Consider the following 19,115-nt stretch of genomic DNA (forward strand, 5'->3'; position numbering starts at 1 on the left):
GACTTCCGATATTCGTCATTCGGACTTCGGATTTCCTCATTTCTGCAACGGTTCCCGATACGACTCGGTCATGAGTTTTTCCAGCTTGGTCACAAGCTCAGGCTGCTCGGCAGCGAGGTTTTTCTCCTCGCCGATATCGCTTTCGAGATTGAAGAGCTGCTTCGTGAGCTTTCCAGGCTGCTTCTTGGCCTTGTTGTCATCCTTTTTGCTCGCGCCCGTGTTGAGGTGGATGAGCTTCCAGGGCCACTGCAGCACAGCTTTCTTGCCACCCTGCTCATTGAAATACCAGCAGAGATGCGAGTGCTGCTTCTGACCTTCCTTGCCCAGCAATGTGGGCACGAAGGAGATGCCATCAGTCTCGGTCTTCACGAGTTGTTCAGAGAGCTCGGCGACGGTGGGCAGCAGATCCTGGAAACCGCTGACGTGATCACTCACGCTGCCAGCTTTCACCTTGCCGGGCCACCAGGCGATCAAGGGCACGCGGATGCCGCCATCAGTGAGGTCTCGCTTTGTGCCTTTGAAGTCGCCGTTGCTGTTGAAGAAGTTGCTGTCGTGACCGCCTTCGTGATGCGGGCCGTTGTCGCTGGAGAAAAGCACGAGCGTGTTTTCGGCGAGACCGAGTTTGGTGAGTTGATCCATGATGCGGCCGACCTCTTGATCGAGGAACCAGACAAGCTGCGCGAAGCCCTTTTCCGCGTCTGGCCAGTCCTTGCTGGCAAACTGTCCATAGTCCGGACTCTCCATGCCATGACCGAGAGGAGATCCCTTCCCTGCCTCGTTGTTCGTGTGCGGCACATTGAGCGCGTAGTAGAGGAAGAAAGGTTTTTCTTTCTCACCTGCCCAGCCGCTGATGAGACGCTGCACTTCGTCCGAGCAGAGCTGCGGCACCCATTCTTTACGACCATCCAAAGGTGCCACGCCGGTGCCCACGAGATCGCTGTCTTTGTAATCGGAGGCATCTTTAAAGCTGCCAGGGATCACCGTGTTGGTCAGCTCCTTGACCTGGCCATTGTGAATGATGGCCTTGGTATAAAAATTGTGCGCGTGACTGGTGCCCACGTAGCCGAAGAACTGCTCGAAACCTTTGCGCTCCGGGTCATCCAGCGGCAGCGGTTTGCCGAGCCCGAACTTGCCGATGCAGGCGGTGTGATAACCGGCGCTCTTCAGCAGGCTCGGCACGGTAAGATCACTGTCTGGAACGATCCAGGGATCATTCCCACGCACGCGGCAGTGGCCGGAGTGCAGGCCGGTCATGAGCACACAGCGTGAGGGCGCGCAGACGGTACTGCCCGCGTAGTGGCGGGTGAACTTCATGCCCTCCGCTGCCATGCGGTCGATGTTCGGGGTCTTGAGGCCGGACTTCTGCCCGTAGCAGCCGAGGTCGCCATAACCCAGGTCATCGGCGAGGATGTAGATGATGTTGGGCTTGGCCGCTACCGCGCCTGAGGCGAGGCAAAGCAGGGCAAACAGGAGGCTGGAGAGGCGGAGAGTCATGCGTGGCGCATTGAAACGATGCCCTCCGCCCATGACTACCAGTTTTTTATCCCCTTCCGCCCTCATTGCTTGACCATCCCTTGACCTCTTGACCACTCTCCCGACCATCACGCCCTTCCCAATCTGATTTCCTCCATGTCCGACGCCGCCACCACTCCCATGATGAAGCAGTATCTCGCCATGCGGCGGGAGCTGCCGGAGGACGTGCTGCTGTTCTTCCGGCTGGGGGACTTCTATGAGCTGTTTTTTGAGGATGCGAAGACCGCCTCGCCGATCCTGAATGTGGCGCTGACGAAGCGCAACGGCGTGCCGATGTGCGGGGTGCCGCATCACTCCTCGCAGGGCTACATCGCGAAGCTGATCAAGGCTGGCAAGCGCGTGGCGATCGGCGAACAGACAAGTGATCCGGTGCCGGGAAAGATCGTGGAGCGTGCGATCTCGCAGATCCTCAGTGCGGGCACAGTAAACGATCTCAATCTCCTGGATGCCAGCCGGCCGAACTATCTCGCTGCGGTGTTTCGCGAGGGGAAGAAATTTGGCCTCGCCTGTGTGGACCACACGACGGGTGAGTTTGAGGTGGCCGAGTTCAAGGACGCGATCGAGCTCGCGGACGAGCTGGAGCGCCTGCAGCCTAGCGAACTATTGTATAGCGATGAGCAGCGCGATGTCATCGAGGCGCTCGGTTCGCCGGTCGCCGCGCTGGCGGTGGAAGGTTATCTCTATCTGCTGGACCAGGCTGAGCACAGTCTGACGCAGCATTTCAAGGTGCAGTCACTGGACGGTTTCGGCTGCCAGGGCCTGCGGGCCTCCATCTGTGCGGCCGGGGCCATCCTGCAGTATCTGCAGTTCCAGCTCCGCCGCAGTGTGGAGCACATCCAGCGCCTGCGCGTGGCACAGATCAGTGAGGTGGTGCTGATCGATGCTGCGAGCCAGAGCCATCTGGAGCTGGTGAATGCGCGTGGTGGCAATCAGCATACTCTTTTGAGTGCGCTGGACCGCACCTGCACCTCCATGGGCGCCCGCAAGCTGCGCCACTGGGTGCTGCATCCGCTGCGTGACCTGGATGTGCTGACACAGCGCCAGGATATGGTGTCCGCGTTTCTTGATGAGCCCATTTTGTTAGGCCAGCTCCGCACCCTGCTGAAGGAGATCCGCGATCTGGAGCGCACGAGCTCCCGCTTGAGCCAGGGCAGCGGCAATGGCCGTGATCTGCAGGCGCTGGCGGTTTCGCTGGAGGTGGTGCCCGCTCTGAAGACGCTTCTGGACGTAGCACCCCATTCCGATGGGGTGGCAGGTGATGCGAGCGCTCGATCCTCACCCCATTGGAATGGGGTGGTACGTCACCTGCATGACCTGACCCCGCTCTGCCAAGAGATCCAGCGCGCGATCGCGGACGAGCCACCGATGCAGATCAAGGAAGGCGGTGTCTTCCGTGAAGGTTATCTGCCGGAGCTGGATGAGCTGCGCAATGCTTCTTCGTTAGGCCGCCAGTGGATCGCGGATCTGCAGAACCGCGAGATCGAGCGCACGGGCATCAAGAGCCTGAAGATCAAATACAACGCGGTCTTTGGCTACTTCATCGAGATCACGAAAGCGAACGTGGGCAGTGTGCCAACGGACTATCATCGCAAGCAGACGACGGTGAACGGTGAGCGCTACATCACGGACGAGCTCAAGCGCATGGAAGACAAGATCCTCGGTGCCGAGGAGCGCAGCAAGGCGCTGGAGTATGAGGAGTTCGTGGCGCTGCGTGGCCGGGTGCTGGAGCATCTGGCGCGCATTCAGGAGACGGCCGAGGCCATCGCGATTTTGGATTCGTTAGGCTCGCTGGCGGAGACTGCGCGCCTCTTCAACTACACGCGACCTGTGTTGAATGAGACGAGGAATCTCTTCATCCGTGATGGTCGGCATCCGGTGCTGGATCAGAACCTGGCCAGCGGTGAGCGTTTCGTGCCAAATGACATCACGCTCGAGCCTGAGGAGAGCCGGCTCATCTTGATCACAGGTCCGAACATGGCCGGTAAGAGCACGTATTTACGCATGACCGCGCTGCTCACGCTGATGGCGCAGATCGGCAGCTTCCTCCCCGTGGCCAGTGCCGAGATTGGCCTCGTGGACCGCATCTTCACGCGTATCGGTGCCAGCGATGACATCGCGCGCGGGCAATCCACCTTCATGGTGGAGATGAACGAGACCGCGCTCATCCTGAACAACGCCACAGAACGATCATTGGTTATTCTGGACGAGATCGGCCGTGGCACGAGCACCTTTGACGGGCTCAGCATCGCCTGGAGCGTGGCCGAGCATCTGCATGACAAGGTGGGCGCGCGCACGCTCTTTGCCACGCATTACCATGAGATCACGGCGCTGGCGCAGAGCCGCAATGCGGTGAAGAATTACAACGTGGCCGTGAAGGAGTGGAACCAGCAGATCATCTTCCTCCACAAGATCCTCCCCGGCAGCGCCGAGAAGAGCTACGGCATCCAGGTCGCGCGCCTCGCCGGTCTCCCCGAAAACGTCATCGACCGCGCGAAGGAAGTGCTGCAGCAGCTCGAGTCAGGTCATCAACCCGCAGAGAGTGTGAAGGAAGTGCCCGTGCCGACCAGCGTGCCCTCGAAGGCGCGGAAGAAAGCCAAGAGTGAGGCAGATGCGGGGCAGATGGATTTGTTTGGGTGAAGCTTTAAGTGTAACGGTATCCATTTCAGAAATACTATTGCACAGAGGCTAAAACCTAAGTTAAAGATTCAATTAAATGCGGATTGATACTCCAAACCTGAAGAAACAACCACTCTCAGCCATTCTTTGGTTTGTCTTCAACGCACTTGCTTCAGCCACTTCCATTATTGCCTTTATCCAGTTTGAGAAGTTCATTCCAGAAGGACCAAAGGGATACGTGTACGCGTGCGGACTTGTCTTGATCACGTCCTTGTCGATTGGCTATGCGATCTTCTTGCAGCGGAAAAAGCTTCATCGCTATGCCGACATAGCAATTTACTTCCATTTCGTTAATCATACGGTGCGAGATACGTTAACGTGGGTCAGAAATCGAATTCGAAACAATCAGTTCTCTGAAGATGACTTTGAGGAAATAGATCTGGCAACGAACTCAATTGTTGATGCAATTGCGGGATGTTTTTCCGTTTTAACAGGCACCCAATGTGGAGTTTGTATCAAGGAGTTTGCCGACGGCCTATCACTCAGAGTCGCTCTACGTGACTCATTATCAAAAATGACTCGTGGGAAACCAGATCCACAGAGACAACCACATCCGATTACCGAAGACACCCCCTGCAACAACGTGTTTTTTGGCGCTGATTCCTGTCTCAGATCATTTTGCTCAAATGATGTAGTTAGCTTATGGAGAATTAATAAATATAGTTCACCATCCTTTGAAATCTATGGAGGTCCGCCAGAAACCTTTACATTGTTCGGTCATCGTTTTGTGAAAGGATGGAAGCTCCATTACAAAAGCACGCTAGCCTCTCCGATCAGATTTATGAGAAATCGGATGAATACTAGCAAATTAACAATATCGGAAAATCCCGCCAATTCCGAGTTTCATTACTGGGGATTTCTTTGCGTAGATGCCAAAAAAAGACATGTGTTTGATATTCACCGCCATCCGGATGTGATAGCGGCATTCTCAGACTGTCTATACATATACTTTAGTGAACTATATGATTCATTAGAAGACTACAAAGCGGCAAAAAAATCATGAAAACAGACACTATAAGCCGTCCAACAATCGCGAAGGACCAAGAGATTGTCTCTGGTTTCGTGCCAGTCACAGGGCAACCGGAGAAAGTGCTAGAAGGTAAAATTCTGTACGGAAGTAGAATGGGGCGCATCGAACAGCGCGAAATTACTGTGCAACTCCATTCGATTAGTGGGTTGTTTGCATCGCTTCGCGCCGTAGCAAAGGGGTGAGTTATTGCGCCTGTGATGTTAGTCTACGAAAACTTATATATTGATTCGAAGCGGAGAGTGGTGATCCCAAATCGATATTTTCATTTTGATGATTTGCCAAACAGCCCTCTTTAGGTCTTGAAAACTGGATGGTATTTCGTTCGCCAGCCATTTATAAGAGCACCAGTAGGATGCCGTAGATCAAATGCGGAACCTACCTCACTTCTTCTTCCGCACGGGTTTCTCACCGAGGATAAGCTGGCGCAGCAGGGGGCGGATCTTGTTTTCGGTGCGGCCGAACTTGTTCATGTCGAGGCCGCTCGTTTGGTATTCCACAGAGCCCACGACACTTGATCCCCGATGCAAGTTAGCCTGGAAGTATTTGAGATACATGGCGAGGTCCCAATACCAGTTGGCGGAGTAGGTCAGGTAGTAGACATCTCCCGCAGGCGCCTTGTCCACCACCTCCACGGAGATTCCCATGGCCTGCACCTGCTTCACCATCTCCGGCTGTGTGCCTGACATGTGAATGTCATCGTTGTTCACGATGGCCAGATGCTTCACCGGCGGATTGGGAGCGGAACCTTTGACCGTGACCGAATTGCATTGGCAGAGGAACAGACTGGACAGCGCGAGAAGAAGGAGGTGCTTCATGAATGGAGATGCGTTCTAGCAGCGGAGCGAGTGCGTTGGCAATAGGAATAGGAATAGGACGTATGCACAAGCTCCAACTTGTGCGCTTGCCAGCATTGCCAAGAATAGACAATCTAATCCAATGACTGTCACGCTCATTGAACCAGCTTAGTCTTTGCTCCACGAGCAAGTCGCGAACGGGCAGTTTCCCAGCATTGAGGCCGCACTGGAAACAGCAGTTGAAGTCGTTTTTGGCCGCAAGGCCTCCCCTGCGCTTAAATCCCTGCTTGATGAGGCATTGTCGCATTCAGGACAAAGCATTCCAGTCTCACAGCTGCGCCGGAAAGTGGCATGAAGCCGGTTTGAGCAGCCTCAGATTCTGAACTGTTCGGAACATCGCACAAGGCTGGCAAACTCTGGCCTTTCAGGTGTTGCTTGTAGAAGCAGCGGGGACGACAGGGGCAGACTATGAACACGCTTCGCATCGGTGCCATTGGCGCAGGAGGCTTCGGCCTGTTCGCTCTCCAGCAGTTTCTTCAAATCCCGGGCGTGGAGCTCGCGGGCATCGCGGGGACGTATCGTGAGGCGGCGCTGGCCGTGGCGCGGCGCTTTGGTGTGCCTGATCTGGTGGAGGTGGATGCGCTGCTCGCAAGCCCGGAAGTCGATCTGGTGTACATCGCGACGCCGCCCTTCCTCCACTACGCGCAGGCCCTGGCGGCGCTGAATGCGGGCAAGCATGTGATCTGCGAAAAGCCGCTCGCCCTGACGGTGGCAGAAGCGGATGAACTGGTGGCGCTGGCCCAGGCCAAGAATCTCCTCTGCATCGCCAATCTGATGCAGCGCTACAATCCGCTGTTTGAATCCGTGCGGCAGCTGGTCGAGTCCCGCGTGCTCGGCGAGTGCCTGCACGGCTGGTTTGAAAACTACGCGAGCGATGAAGGGCTGCGAGCGGAGCACTGGTTCTGGGACCGCAAACTGAGCGGCGGCATCTTCATCGAGCATGGGGTGCATTTCTTTGATCTCTTCGAAGGCTGGCTGGGCCAGGGCGAGGTGGTGGCTGCACAGCGTGTGCTGAGGTCTGGCTCAGGCATTGAGGAGCAGGTGCAGTGCACGGTGCGCCATGCGAGCGGTGCGCTGGTGAATTTTCATCACAGCTTCACGCAGCCCTCGCGCATGGACCGGCAGGAGTTTCGGCTGCTCTTTGAGCATGGTGATGTGACGCTGGAGGAATGGGTGCCGGTGCGTGCGCGCATCCGTGCCGCGGTGAACGAGGAGCAGACACGCACGCTGCTGGAGCTGTTTCCCGGCGCGAGTCTGGATGTGCTGAAGACCTATGGAGGCAGTGATCGTGCGGCGCGTGGCCGGTTCAAGGAGCTCGACTTCTCCCAGCAGATCGAGCTGCGCCACGGCTTGGGCGATGACAAGATGCGCCGCTACTGTGAGCTGCTGCGCGAGCTCTTCACGGATCAGCTGGCCTGGCTGCGAGACCGCACGCATGTGCGAAAGGTGACGGAGCGAAACGGCCGTGACTCACTCGCGATGGCCGAGAAGGCGACACATCTCGCCGAGGCTTCCGCGTGATCGGCAACGGGGAGGAGTAAGAACAAACAAAAGGTTATCCTACCGCTTGAGGTGCAGCCTTCACGCCGCTGGCTTCTTCCCAAACATGCCCTTCACCGCCTTGAAAACCGGGATCAGCACATAGTTGGCCAGTGGATCCACGAGGGCGCCAATGAGGACACCGAGGACGCCGGCGATGAAGGCACCGGTGAGCCAGGCGAGGAAGGACTGAAGGGCGGCGGGGACGACGTGGGCTACTGTCTCCGAGGCGTGGTGAACCATCTCCTCAGGGCCATGCGCGCCGAGGGCATGCAGGCCGTGAATGAGGATGCCGCCACCGACCCAGAGCATGGCGAGCATGCCGACGAAGCTGAGCAGTTTTAACACGACGGGCATGCCGAGCACGATGCCGCGGCCGAGGGCACTCACTGGACTGCGCGGGGAGCGTGAAAGCGCCAGGCCGACGTCATCGGCCTTCACAATCACGGCGACGACGCCATAGACGAGCAGGGTCATGGCGGCGCCGACGACACCCAGCACCAGGGCCTGCATCCAGGTCGGCGAGGTGGCGACGGAAGCGAGGGTAATGGCCATGATCTCGGCGGAGAGGATGAAGTCCGTGCGAATGGCGCTGCTGACGCGCTCTTTTTCCAGTTCCTCCGCGGTGAGCACGGCCATGACGGTGGCCTCGGGGGACTCATGATGCGGGCGGATCAGATCCATCACCTTGTGGAAGCCTTCCAGGCACAGGAAGGCACCTCCTGCCATGAGCAGCGGGGTGATGGCCCAGGGGGCGAGAGCGCTCAGGAGCAGCGCGCCGGGCAGGAGGATCAGCAGCTTGTTCTTCAGCGAGCCGATGGCAATCTTGGCGATGATCGCAAGCTCACGCTCTGCGGCGAGGCCGACGACATATCGCGGGGTGACAGCGGCATCATCGATGACGATGCCTGCGGCCTTGCTGCCTGCTTTCGCGGCCTGGGCGCCGGCATCATCCAGAGAGGCGGCGGCCACCTTGGTGAGGGCGGAAAGATCATCCAGCAGAGCGATCCAGCCGGAGGTCATGGGCGGACTCCTTTCGAAACGTGACGAGTGGAATTAAGGGCGCGTGGCATGTCAGTGCGGCTCTTTAGGGAGGTGGGCGGGAAGCTCAAGGGGGAATGAGGACTCTTGGGAGCTTGCAAACGGGGCCGTATCCTCGAAAATAGAGCCATGAGCACTACGGAAATGCTTCAACTCAAACAGCAACTCTCGCGCTTCACCGAAAGGGAACGCCGGGAGGTTGCTGCTTATCTGCATCGCTTGAAGCAGAGCTCGCCCGCCTGGCAGAAGGAGATGACCAAGCGGATGTCCGAGATGGATTCAGGCAAGAAATTCAAGCTTCCCACCACTCGCGTTCGCGCTTGAGATGCCCCGCTCCTCCTACGAGCCTATATTATCGGCGAAGGCGTGGGAATTTTTTACCGCCCTCACTCGCAAGCGTCAGCAGCGGCTGACCAAACTGATTTATTTACTGGCGGATTACCCTCATCGACTGGGTGACTATCAAACTCGTGATAGTGTGGGACGTTTTCTCGAGAACTTACAGATGGAGGGGTTTGTTTTCACCTACTGGGCGGATGGTGCCGTGAAGGAACTGCGCATTCTGGATATCGTGGAGCTTTGACTCAGGTCATCGCATGAGACGATTCAGTGTTTCCGCGTGCAAGGATGGTGGTTTCCGTCAGTTTAGGTGGCAACCACCACGCATTACCCATGCCCACACGCCGCCATTTTCTCCACACTGCTTTGAGTTTTGCTGCCATGCCCGCTTTCACACGGGCAGCGGCTCCGGGAGGGATCAGCCTGGGGTTCAGCCTTTATGGGATGAAGACGCTGCCGCTGGATGAGGCGCTGAAGACCTGTGCGGAGATCGGCTACTCAAATGTGGAGATCGCGCTGAATGCGGGATATCCCACGGAGCCGAAGGTTTTCACGCCTGAGGCGCGCAAGGCGGCGGTGCAGCAGCTGGCGGCGCTGAAGCTGGATGCCCCCTGTCTCATGGTGAACATCAGCCTGACGGTGGATGAGAAGACTCATGCGCAGGCGCTGCAGACGATCCGTGATGCAGCGCAGGTGGCGCGGGATCTGAATGCGGCGAACCCGCCAATCATTGAGACGGTGCTGGGTGGCAAGCCAGCAACCTGGGAGGAGCAGAAGGCGGGCATGGTGGAGCACTTGCAATCCTGGGCCGAGACGGCGGAGAAGGAAAAGACGACGATCGCCATCAAGGCGCATGTCGGCAGCGCGGTGAACTCGCCGGAGCGGCTGCTCTGGCTGCTAGAAAAGGTGAAGTCCCCGGCGATCCAGGTGGCCTATGACTACAGCCACTTTGAGCTGCAGGGAATCGACATGGAGGAGAGCATGAAACTCCTGCTGCCACGCACGAAGTTCATCCATGTGAAGGATTCGGTGGGCGAGCCTGGAAAATTCCAGTTCCTGCTGCCGGGTGAAGGGCGCACGGACTACGTGAAGTATTTCACGGCGCTCAAAAAGCACGGCTACCAAGGTCCGGTGGTCGTGGAGGTCAGCGGGCAGGTGTTTAACAAGCCTGGATATGAGCCTGTGGCTGCGGCAAAGAAGTGTTACTCCGCGCTGGCCGGGGCTTTGGCAAAGGTTGGTTAGGCCACCAGGGCATCACGAAACAAAAAAAACAGCGGGCCGGATGGCCCGCTGTTTTGTTTTTGAAATGTTTTTAGTTGGGCCATTCCAAGCGGATGCCGGGAATGCTCATGAGCTGATCAGCTCTCCTGACCGCGCAGGCGGCCGATCATCTCGCGGATGTGCGGGGCCTTGGAGGCGCGTGGCCCCAGGATGGCGAGGCTCTTGGTCACGGAACCCCACTTCAGGATGCGGATGTTCACGTTGCGAGTGCCCCAGAGATTCATCTGGTTGGTGGTGGGCTGGTAGATGTCGATGGTGCGGGTGCCGACGAGGGCGGAACCGTAATCATCGATGACGTAGACGGAGGGATCCGATTGGATCTGGAAGACCGTGCCCACAGGGAACACGGACCAGTCAGCAGCGGCGCTGCGCACCGTGCCACTTCTCAGTGGCGTGCCCACGGCGCTGCGGGGGCCATACTTGATGTGATCACTCTCAGTGTGAGTATAGGCAGTCGTGCGCACAGCCTGTACAACAGGCGGTGCTGTGCTGGTTGTTTTAAGGGAGAGTTCTTTAGCAGAAGCAAATCCACAGAGGGCAGCCAGACACAGTAGGGTGGTTTGGATCAAAACAACGGGGGGTTGGTTAGGTCACACCTTGGGACATGAGGTCCACAAAGGGGCGGAGAGAATGCAGGCAAATAAATCTTTGTCAACCTTCTCGTTAAGCCATTCGACCTGACCAACGCATCAGGTGTTCATTTTGGATGTGTCTTTATTATTTTTGATACGGTGAATATCTAAATTTTGTCATCTTTTTAGTTGTTCCAAAACGACATTCTAGTGGGTGTTCAAAATTAGAATGTGAACAAGTGCCTTTTACTGGGACATATGGCACACAATTTACAATTTCATTTCTTTCGATCGAATGAACAACTCGAAGGCCACGGCAGAACATTTATAGTCGCGCTTTCAGTTAGGCCATATAGCTCTTTTTGTTAGGCGTAACAGCCACACGTCTCACCGCCTGCCTTGAAGTGAACGGTCCACCATGGACTCGTAAATCTTGCGGCGCTCATCGAGGCCGAGGCCGCGATTGCGCAGACCGAGCATCTGCTTGTTGATGTCCTCACGCTGGCCCACGCTCAGTTTCGAAAGCTTCTCCACCATCGCTGCTGGTGGCTTCTGAGGATAACCATCCGAAGAGAAACCTTCGCGATAATTCACGGCGGCATTCTTCGCCTCTTCTGTCTGCGATTTGCTCAAGGGCGGAGCGTCTCTGCTAGAGCTGCCACTGCTGCCGGAGCTTCCGCCGGATGATTTGCGAGCCAGTTTGGCCGGTGGCTTTTGATAGCGGATGGAGACCGTCTGTCCTCCAGGGACCTGGACTTTGGCGGACCATGTCATCATGTTAGCGGGATCACCACCGACACCCACTAATTGCCAGCCATGAAAGTTAGGCGTCTTCGAGACGACCTGGGATTCCATCGTCTTGGTATCGAGCAAGGTGGCGTAGGTCTCGTTGTCGAAATGCGCGATGCCGGTGAGGATGACAGAGTCCGAGACACCCAGGGTACGGGTGAAGGGCGAGTTCGACATCAAGGCCTGGAAGTCCTCGGTATTGAAGGCCTGGGGGATGGCCCCATCGTCATCATTGGACGGAGGAGTTTGCTGGGGCGGTTCGACTCCCCGCGCGGCTGACATGCCGAGCCAAGTGATGAGGAGAAGGCTGCGCGAGAGATTCATGCCAGCGAGATACGGGGAATGGCGGGCAGAACCATCAAGGTGGCGGTAGAAAGTCGGCACAAGTTTCGGGGGATGGAGGGCGAACGAGAGCTACTTTGTTCTGCGGTAGCGGCCTTTGATCAAACTCGGTGGGCGGAGCCGTTATGGGGAGATGCTTTCCCGTGCTTTTCTCTCTGCTTCGTTCCTTGCCCTGGCGCTGACTTCCCTGGCTGCGGATGCGCCGCTTTCACTGGTGCTGCAATCACGTGCGCCCAATGGCAGGGCGGCGCTGGTGAAGGAGCAGTGGCTGCCATCGCGGACGGCGATCATTGTGTGTGACATGTGGGACCTGCATCACTGCAAGAATGCGGTGACGCGCGAGGGTGAGATGGCGCCGCGCATGAACGAGGTGATCGAGAAGGCGCGGCAGGCAGGTGTGCTGATCATTCATGCGCCGAGCTCCTGCATGAAACCCTATGAAGGCACGGCGGCACGCCAGCGTGCGCAGTCAGCTCCCACGGCGGCACGTCTGCCGGACAAGATCAGTGAATGGTGCAAGCAGATCCCAGCTGAGGAAGCGGCGGTATATCCGCTGGATCAAAATGATGGTGGTGAGGATGATGATGCCACCGAGCACACGGCCTGGGCTGCGGAGCTGACAAAGAAAGGGCTGAACCCCAAGATGCCATGGACGAAGCAGATCGACGTGCTGCGCATCGACCAAAACAAAGATGCCATCAGTGACAGCGGTACGGAGATCTGGAATCTGCTGGAGGCGCGGGACATCGACAATGTGATCCTCATGGGTGTGCACACCAACATGTGCGTGGCGGGCCGCCCCTTTGGTCTGCGGCAGATGGCGAAGAACGGCAAGCATGTGGTGCTGATGCGTGACATGACGGACACGATGTATAACCCGGCGCGCTGGCCCTTCGTGAGCCACACACGCGGCACGGAGCTTTTCATCCAGCATGTGGAGAGAGTGATCTGCCCCACGATCACCTCGGACCAGCTCATCGGCGGCAAGCCCTTTGCCTTCAGTGATGCGACGGCAGGCCCGAAGCGTTTGCAGATCCTTTTGTTAGGCGACAGCACCACCGAGGCGATCATTCCGAAGCAGCTGGCGCCGGATGAGCCGCAGATCGAGGACACGCTGCGCATCCTGCTCGCGACCCAGGGAGGGCTGCCAGCGTGTGATGTCTACAATGAAGGGGTGAGCGGTGAGTTCATCCGCCGGCTGCTGGACACGCGCTATGACAAGGCAGTGAAGACGAAGCCGCAGGCAGACTACATCTTCATCCGTTATGGCATCAATGACCGCGCGAAGGTGCCTGACTTCACCACGTCCTTCACGAAGGATTTCAAGGAGCTGCTGGCACGCCTGCGCAAGGATCATCCGAAGGCAATGCTGATCCCGATGACGACGATTCCGTATGCAGCGAACAGCCAGCATGAGGACATCAATGCGTTTATCGTGCAGGTGGCGAAGGAGGAGAAGCTGACGCTCTTTGACATCGCCCCGCGCTATCTGGCCGAGCTGAAGAAGAGCCCGGACGGGCTGAACTACCGGCGCTATGCGCTGGCGAAGGTGCCGGAGAATCTGCGCCCCTTTGCCACGCCTTATATCGTGCAGGGCAAGGACCCGCAGGTGGTGGTGCTGGACAACCGGCTGGATGGTGTGTTCGGCCATCTGCCGGGCTGGTATGGAGACCGGCACCCGACGCTGGCAGGCTACAACGTGATCGCTGATGAGACGGCAAAGTGGCTGGCGCCGATCATTCGGGAACGGAAGTAAGCAAAAGCTTCCTTTGGAATGCCATTGACCTATTTTCAGGCTCTCGCCAGCATAGGGGAAGTCCACTCATCTTCATGAAACGAAGCACCTTCCTCAAATCCACCCTGGCGGCCGCTGGCGCCGTTGGAACAGCCTGCGCCACATCGATCGCCCAAGCTGCCACTGCCGGCAGTGCCGAGTATGTCGAGATCCGGAAATACCTGCTCAAGAGTGCTGAGAAGCAGGCGGTCTTGGAGGCTTATCTCAAGGAGGCTGCCATTCCTGCGCTGAATCGTCTGGGTGTGCCGCAGGTGGGCGTGTTCCTACCGCAAAAGCAGGAGGCACAGCCGGTGGTCTATGTGGTGCTGCGCCATACGTCGCTGGACGCGTTTGCCAAAAGCACTGAACTCCTGGCGGACTCCGCCGTGCAGCAGACGGGTGCGACCTATCTGGGTGCTCCAGCCACGGAAGCCGTCTATGAGCGTGTGGAAAGCTGGCTGACTCGTGGCATCGGAGGCATGCCCGCAGTATCGACACCTGCCAAGGGGAGCCAGTTGTATCAGCTCCGCGTCTATGAGAGCCATAGCGAGAAGGCCGGGAAGAAAAAGATCGAGATGTTTAACATCGGCGAGCTGGCCATTTTTAAGCGCTGCGGTCTGAACGCGGTGTTCTTTGGCGAGACCGTGGTGGGTCCGCTGATGCCGAATCTGACGTACATGCTGGCCTTCAAGGACACGGCGGCCAAAGATGCGGCATGGAACACCTTCCGCGCTGACCCTGACTGGGCCAAGCTCAAAGCCACGCCCGGATTTGCGGACAAGGAGATCGTCTCGCGCATCACCAACATCCTGCTCGTGCCTGCTCCGTTCTCACAGATCTGACGAACGGCATTCAACGTGCTTTGATGCTATCAAGCCCATGACAGGTGTCATGCTGGCACGTGCCTCTTTGAAGCCCGATACGAGCCAGGAGCGTAGGGTTCCTTTCGCAGACACTCATCCTTCATGATCACATACAATCCCAAAGACTGGTGGAAGCTCATCTTTGCGTTTCATCGCAGTGACTCGTTCCGCGTGCTGCTGCCCGGAATGATCGGGCTGGCCTTGTACACTGCCCTCATTGCCTACATCGAGAACGACTACCTTCATGTCACGTTCAAGAACACGACGATGGTGCATTCGCTCGTGGGCTTCGTGCTTTCGATGATGCTGATCTTCCGGACGAACACGGCTTATGACCGGTGGTGGGAGGGGCGCAAACTTTGGGGGAGCTTCGTGAACAACTCACGCAATCTGGCGCTGAAGCTGCAGGCTTTCCTGCCAGCGGAGGCCAGGGAGGAGCGGGCGATGTTTCGCGATCTGATCGGTAACTTCATTTATGCGGCCAAGGAACATCTGCGCCAGGGGGTGAAGACCGAGAAGCTGGTGGAGACCGGCTCCTACACCGCAGACTGGTATGCGAAAGGCGGGCATGTGCCTAACCAAGTTTTAAAGGGGCTCTACACGGAGATCAACCGCCTCTACATGAACCAGACGATAACGGGAGATCACCTCATCGTGATCAATGCGGAGCTGCAGTCCTTTGCAGACAATCTGGGCGCGTGCGAGCGCATCAAGCGCACGCCCATTCCGTATGCCTACAGCCTGTTCCTGAAGAAGATCATCTTCATCTATGTCTTCACCATGCCGATCGGCTTTGTGCTGGACTACAAGTACTGGGCAGTGCCGGTGGTGACCTTTGTGTTCTATGCCTTTGCCGCCATCGAGGTCATCGCGGAGGAGATTGAAGACCCCTTTGGCCTGGAGGCGAATGATCTGCCGCTGGATGCCATCACGGACACGATCCGCGGGAATGTGAGGGATATTCTGGAAGGTTGAGAGAGTGGGACAGGGTTGCAAGCTGTCTGGTGGAAGGCTGGAATTGGCCTAACCAGAAGAGTGGTTGTGCAGGCTTCGCGGAGACAGGTTACAAACCTGTCCCACTTTGATCAGGTCGTGCAGACTCCGTAGAGAACAGGTTGGAAAACCTGTGCTACGGCTAGGGGGCGGGGAGCCATTCGGCGATCAGGGCGTAGAGCTCGGGGTCGTATTTCTCCAGCTCCTTGTGGGTGTTGATCTCGTTGTGGATGCCGTTGGGGATCTTTGACTCCATGTTGGCGTTGAACCAGGATTGCACGCCTTCGGCGAAGTATTCCTTGTAGTCGCTGGCGGCGTAGGTGCCCTTCCACAGGCCGGCGGCGATGGCCTTTTCATAGGTTTTCTTGAGCTTGGCATCAAAGCCCGGATCCATGTCCACCATGGCCATGAGGTGCAGAGTGTGGGCAAACTCATGGAGGAAGATGTTTTCACCTTTGTAGCGATCTCCTGGCAGGTTCAGCAGGTTCTCCTCGGCACCAGAAGTGGCGGGGCGTGCATGCGTGGCACCGACACCACGGGCGCGTTTGTCCCAGTAGTCTTTCGGGGTGAGGTCGCTATGCTCGGGGATGTCCGTGGTCATCTCCGTGCTGGCCATGATGGCGACGCGGACTTTGTTTTTCACCAGCTTGTCGATCATGCGGGGGTTCTTGGCCACCATCATGGCGACGATCTTGCGGGCCTCGAGCAGGGCTTTGTCAGGCACTTTTTCAGAGGAGACGATGGGCAGACCATCATAGTCCACATGCTTCTTGTAGAAGTCTGCCAGCTGTAAACGCGAAGGCGGCGGGCCGATGGTGAGATCCTCTTTCTTCCCGGAGAATGAGGTGGCTGAGGCGGGCTTCCAGTCCTTCAGATATTCCTGATCCTCGGGTGAGAGCTTGTCGATGCCGAGGGTGAACTCGCGACCGTCCACGCGGCGTATTTTGACATTCGTGCCCTGGCGGCGAGGAGAGAGCAGACAGCGAACACGGATGCGGCCATGAGGCCAGCCAGAGATCGATGAAGTTTCATGGAGTCGGGAGATGGGAACGAGGCCCCTTTAGACGCGCCTCACGTCGGCGATATTCTGGTCCATCCTATGCTTCACCGACGAATGAGTCAGCACTTTCTTAGCTGTAGTCTTGCATCTCGCTGGCCGGTTTGTCAGAATCCATGCTCATGTCCGCATCTAACATCGACTGTTTTGCGTCTTTGACTCTGAAGGAACGTGTCGCCTGGTTTTGGGAGTGGTTTTCGGCAAGCGCGGAGAGGTTTCATGAGGCCATCGAAGCGCATCAGTGCGCGGAGCTGCAGCCGGAGACCTCACAGGCGGTGGACCGCTGGCTGCCACACATGGCGTGGGTGTATGGACCGGGAGAAAACAAGACGGGGCACTCGCTGACGCTGTCCGGTGAAGGCACGCTGCCGAAGCAGTTCGTGGCGGAGTACTGGCTGAGCCAGGCGCCGAAGCTGGAGGGCTGGAGCTTCTATGCGGCACGCCAGCCTTCGGCGAACTTTGATGCCATCACGCTGAGGCTGGAGAAGGAGCATGAGACCTTCAAGCCGATCGAGTTCTGGATTTTTCCGTATGTGAACGAGGAGGCGGAGAAGATCGACATCACGGTGTGGCACCCCAGCATCAAGCGGTTGCCGGAGAAGGCGCGCTTCATGGCGCTCTTTTTGATGCTGGACGAGCTGCTGGGGGAGCACGGAACGCAAAATTGGATCGGCGAGATCAAGTTCAGCGAGGATGCTCTGAGGAAGTCCGTGCCGATCGGGGAGTTGCGGGAGGTGATCAACGATCTGCAGGGCATGGAAGGCTGGAGGAAGCATCCGCCCACGGAGACCTACTCCACCTATCATCTGAAGGACCAAAGCCGTCATGGGCTGCGCAGTGACACGGTGGCGGGTTCATCACGGTTCTTCCAGCTGCTGGGGGACTACTTTGCGGCAGACGGACCTTGCAAGCATCCGCTGGCGGACCTGGGCGTGGACCTGGTGTTTGTCTCGATCCCGATGGAGCACTTCAGAAGGGGCAGCGAGGTGAACGGGCGCAGCGAGATCGAGGAAGACCTGATCAAGGCGCTGCAGGCGGAGGCGTCAGGCATCTCCCTCGGCGGGGCCACGGGCCATGAGAACTGCTACATCGACCTGGCGCTGTATGATGGAGAGCAGAGCCTGAAGGTGGTGAAAAAGGTGCTGCGGAAGCATCGGGTGCCGACGCGGACCAAGATCCACTTTTTCACCTCCGACCATGGGCGCGAGGTGATTTTGGTGTGACGGGGATGGGAGATCAGGGATGAGGGATCGGAGATAAGAGATGAATAGCTAACCAAAAGTTTATCATCTCCAAGCTCCTCACTCTGGCGAGCGCGCCTACATGGAGACGGCTCTCGATCCTTCGCGGGCGGAGAGGAGGCAGGCATCCAGGACGCGCTGGGTGAGGAGGGTGATCTTGGGCCAGTGGGCATCCCGCTTTCCGGAAAGGACGAGGGCGGAGAAGGTGTGAAAGAGGCCGGCCTCCTGGGAGCCAGGGGCGTTGTTGCTAGGCTCGCCGAGGGTCTCGATCTGCTGGCCGCCATGCATGTCCGCGCGGCAGCGGTCGAGCACGAACTCACTGCGGGTGAGGGTGAACTGGGTGTGGGTGCCGGAGAAGGGCAGGACGAAGTCTGAGACCTCCAGGCGGGCCTTTTCACCGCTGATGATGCCCCACTGCGCGTGAGCGGCCGCAAAGCAGCAGTGAAAGGAAGCACTGACTCCTCCAGGAAAGGTCAACAGGCCGGAAAAGGCGAGTGGGACGGCAGGTGAGTCCGCTGTCTGCTGAGTCTCGGCGTGGATGCTGCCGGTGACACTCACGGGTACAGCGTAGTTCATGGCCCAGAGGGTGAAGCGCAGGCAATACCAGCCTAGATCCCCGAGACAGCCGAGAGGCTCCAGCGCACCATGCGCGCGGATGTTGGAGCGCTGAAACTCTTCATCACCCCGGAAGCTGAACTGGGAGGCGATGTGACGGATGGTGCCGACATCCTGATCAAGCACCTCACGCAGGCGCTGCAAGCGCTGGCCATGCATGAACATGACGCCGTCCATGAACTGCACGCCATGCTTCTCACAGGCGGCGATCATCTCCTGCACATCGGCGGCATGCACGCCGACCGGCTTTTCCACGAGCACATGCTTACCCTTCTCCGCGGCCATGAGCACCCACTCCTTGCGCAGGCCAGTGGGCAGCGGGATGTACACAGCATCGATGTCAGGCCGGGCCAACAATGCTTCATAGCTGTCCATGGCCTCAGGCAGGACCGGATGCGGCGCGGAGGACTGGCACTCGTCAATGAAGGCCTGGGCCTTGGCCTTGTCACGACTGGCCACGGCGATGAGCGTGGCATTCCCCGCGTCACGGATGGCCTGCCAGTTTTTACGAGCGATGAAGGCGGCACCGAGGATGCCCCAGCGACATGGGTTTGCGGTCATATAGACGCAGGTTAT

18 protein-coding genes are annotated in these 19,115 nt (G+C 57.9%); 11 read left to right on the top strand and 7 right to left on the bottom strand.

What is annotated here, in order from left to right; translation table 11 throughout:
- Window positions 1-36: 36 nt before the first annotated feature.
- Window positions 37-1,494 (bottom strand): arylsulfatase, encoded by a 1,458-nt coding sequence (locus BGE01nite_RS17180; protein WP_246145746.1) that lies wholly within the window; start codon window positions 1,492-1,494, stop codon window positions 37-39.
- Between the two features lie 135 nt (window positions 1,495-1,629).
- Between BGE01nite_RS17180 and mutS the strand changes: the two genes are divergently transcribed.
- The 3 genes from mutS (at window position 1,630) to BGE01nite_RS29050 (ending at window position 5,421) form a co-directional block, all read left to right on the top strand.
- Window positions 1,630-4,170 (top strand): DNA mismatch repair protein MutS, encoded by a 2,541-nt coding sequence (gene mutS, locus BGE01nite_RS17185; RefSeq protein WP_246145747.1) that lies wholly within the window; start codon window positions 1,630-1,632, stop codon window positions 4,168-4,170.
- A 76-nt stretch (window positions 4,171-4,246) separates the two neighbouring features.
- Window positions 4,247-5,212 (top strand): hypothetical protein, encoded by a 966-nt coding sequence (locus BGE01nite_RS17190; RefSeq protein WP_146851874.1) that lies wholly within the window; start codon window positions 4,247-4,249, stop codon window positions 5,210-5,212.
- On the top strand, window positions 5,209-5,421 hold the full coding sequence (locus tag BGE01nite_RS29050; protein WP_170266855.1) for a hypothetical protein: 213 nt from the start codon (window positions 5,209-5,211) through the stop codon (window positions 5,419-5,421). Before BGE01nite_RS17190 ends, BGE01nite_RS29050 begins: the two co-directional genes overlap by 4 nt.
- A 198-nt stretch (window positions 5,422-5,619) precedes the next feature.
- Here the strand turns inward: BGE01nite_RS29050 and BGE01nite_RS17195 are convergent, their stop codons facing one another.
- Complete coding sequence (locus BGE01nite_RS17195) at window positions 5,620-6,054, bottom strand: hypothetical protein (RefSeq protein WP_146851876.1); 435 nt, start codon at window positions 6,052-6,054, stop codon at window positions 5,620-5,622.
- A 447-nt stretch (window positions 6,055-6,501) separates the two neighbouring features.
- On the opposite strand from BGE01nite_RS17195, the gene BGE01nite_RS17200 reads away from it, so the two are divergent.
- Window positions 6,502-7,614: a Gfo/Idh/MocA family protein gene (locus BGE01nite_RS17200; RefSeq protein WP_146851878.1), complete on the top strand. Its 1,113-nt coding sequence runs from the start codon at window positions 6,502-6,504 to the stop codon at window positions 7,612-7,614.
- Window positions 7,615-7,674: 60 nt separating this feature from the next.
- Here the strand turns inward: BGE01nite_RS17200 and BGE01nite_RS17205 are convergent, their stop codons facing one another.
- Entirely contained in the window at window positions 7,675-8,655 is a 981-nt protein-coding gene (locus BGE01nite_RS17205) for a DUF808 domain-containing protein (RefSeq protein WP_146851880.1), read from the bottom strand.
- A 147-nt stretch (window positions 8,656-8,802) separates the two neighbouring features.
- Here BGE01nite_RS17205 and BGE01nite_RS17210 point away from each other — a divergent pair, with 147 nt between their 5' ends.
- The 3 genes from BGE01nite_RS17210 to BGE01nite_RS17220 all read left to right on the top strand — a co-directional run bounded on the left by BGE01nite_RS17210 (window position 8,803) and on the right by BGE01nite_RS17220 (window position 10,254).
- Window positions 8,803-8,997, top strand: a complete 195-nt coding sequence (locus BGE01nite_RS17210; RefSeq protein ID WP_146851882.1) for a hypothetical protein — start codon at window positions 8,803-8,805, stop codon at window positions 8,995-8,997.
- A 1-nt stretch (window position 8,998) separates the two neighbouring features.
- Complete coding sequence (locus BGE01nite_RS17215; RefSeq protein ID WP_146851884.1) at window positions 8,999-9,256, top strand: hypothetical protein; 258 nt, start codon at window positions 8,999-9,001, stop codon at window positions 9,254-9,256.
- Between the two features lie 137 nt (window positions 9,257-9,393).
- Entirely contained in the window at window positions 9,394-10,254 is an 861-nt protein-coding gene (locus BGE01nite_RS17220) for a sugar phosphate isomerase/epimerase family protein (RefSeq protein ID WP_170266856.1), read from the top strand.
- A gap of 116 nt (window positions 10,255-10,370) precedes the next feature.
- Here BGE01nite_RS17220 and BGE01nite_RS17225 read toward each other — a convergent pair whose 3' ends face one another.
- Window positions 10,371-10,757: a 3D domain-containing protein gene (locus tag BGE01nite_RS17225; RefSeq protein WP_246145748.1), complete on the bottom strand. Its 387-nt coding sequence runs from the start codon at window positions 10,755-10,757 to the stop codon at window positions 10,371-10,373.
- A 495-nt stretch (window positions 10,758-11,252) separates the two neighbouring features.
- Window positions 11,253-11,978, bottom strand: a complete 726-nt coding sequence (locus BGE01nite_RS17230) for a hypothetical protein (protein WP_146851890.1) — start codon at window positions 11,976-11,978, stop codon at window positions 11,253-11,255.
- A 151-nt stretch (window positions 11,979-12,129) separates the two neighbouring features.
- Between BGE01nite_RS17230 and BGE01nite_RS29420 the strand changes: the two genes are divergently transcribed.
- The 3 genes from BGE01nite_RS29420 to BGE01nite_RS17245 all read left to right on the top strand — a co-directional run bounded on the left by BGE01nite_RS29420 (window position 12,130) and on the right by BGE01nite_RS17245 (window position 15,608).
- The gene (locus BGE01nite_RS29420; protein WP_218033019.1) at window positions 12,130-13,752 is read left to right on the top strand and encodes an isochorismatase family protein; all 1,623 of its coding nucleotides are present in this window, start codon (window positions 12,130-12,132) and stop codon (window positions 13,750-13,752) included.
- Between the two features lie 74 nt (window positions 13,753-13,826).
- The gene (locus BGE01nite_RS17240) at window positions 13,827-14,612 is read left to right on the top strand and encodes an NIPSNAP family protein (protein WP_146851892.1); all 786 of its coding nucleotides are present in this window, start codon (window positions 13,827-13,829) and stop codon (window positions 14,610-14,612) included.
- 123 nt (window positions 14,613-14,735) lie between these two features.
- Window positions 14,736-15,608: a bestrophin family protein gene (locus BGE01nite_RS17245; protein WP_146851894.1), complete on the top strand. Its 873-nt coding sequence runs from the start codon at window positions 14,736-14,738 to the stop codon at window positions 15,606-15,608.
- A 160-nt stretch (window positions 15,609-15,768) separates the two neighbouring features.
- On the opposite strand, the gene BGE01nite_RS17250 is transcribed toward BGE01nite_RS17245, so the two are convergent.
- Window positions 15,769-16,560: a hypothetical protein gene (locus BGE01nite_RS17250; RefSeq protein ID WP_146851896.1), complete on the bottom strand. Its 792-nt coding sequence runs from the start codon at window positions 16,558-16,560 to the stop codon at window positions 15,769-15,771.
- 245 nt (window positions 16,561-16,805) lie between these two features.
- Here BGE01nite_RS17250 and BGE01nite_RS17255 point away from each other — a divergent pair, with 245 nt between their 5' ends.
- Window positions 16,806-17,906 carry a hypothetical protein gene (locus BGE01nite_RS17255; protein WP_146851898.1) on the top strand — a complete coding sequence of 367 codons (1,101 nt, stop codon included), beginning with the start codon at window positions 16,806-16,808 and terminating at the stop codon, window positions 17,904-17,906.
- 96 nt (window positions 17,907-18,002) lie between these two features.
- On the opposite strand, the gene BGE01nite_RS17260 is transcribed toward BGE01nite_RS17255, so the two are convergent.
- Window positions 18,003-19,100, bottom strand: a complete 1,098-nt coding sequence (locus tag BGE01nite_RS17260; RefSeq protein ID WP_146851900.1) for a Gfo/Idh/MocA family protein — start codon at window positions 19,098-19,100, stop codon at window positions 18,003-18,005.
- Window positions 19,101-19,115 lie beyond the last annotated feature (15 nt).

Origin of the sequence: Prosthecobacter gellanilyticus (assembly GCF_007992435.1) — a bacterium.
Classification (GTDB): Bacteria; Verrucomicrobiota; Verrucomicrobiia; order Verrucomicrobiales; family Verrucomicrobiaceae; genus Prosthecobacter; species Prosthecobacter gellanilyticus.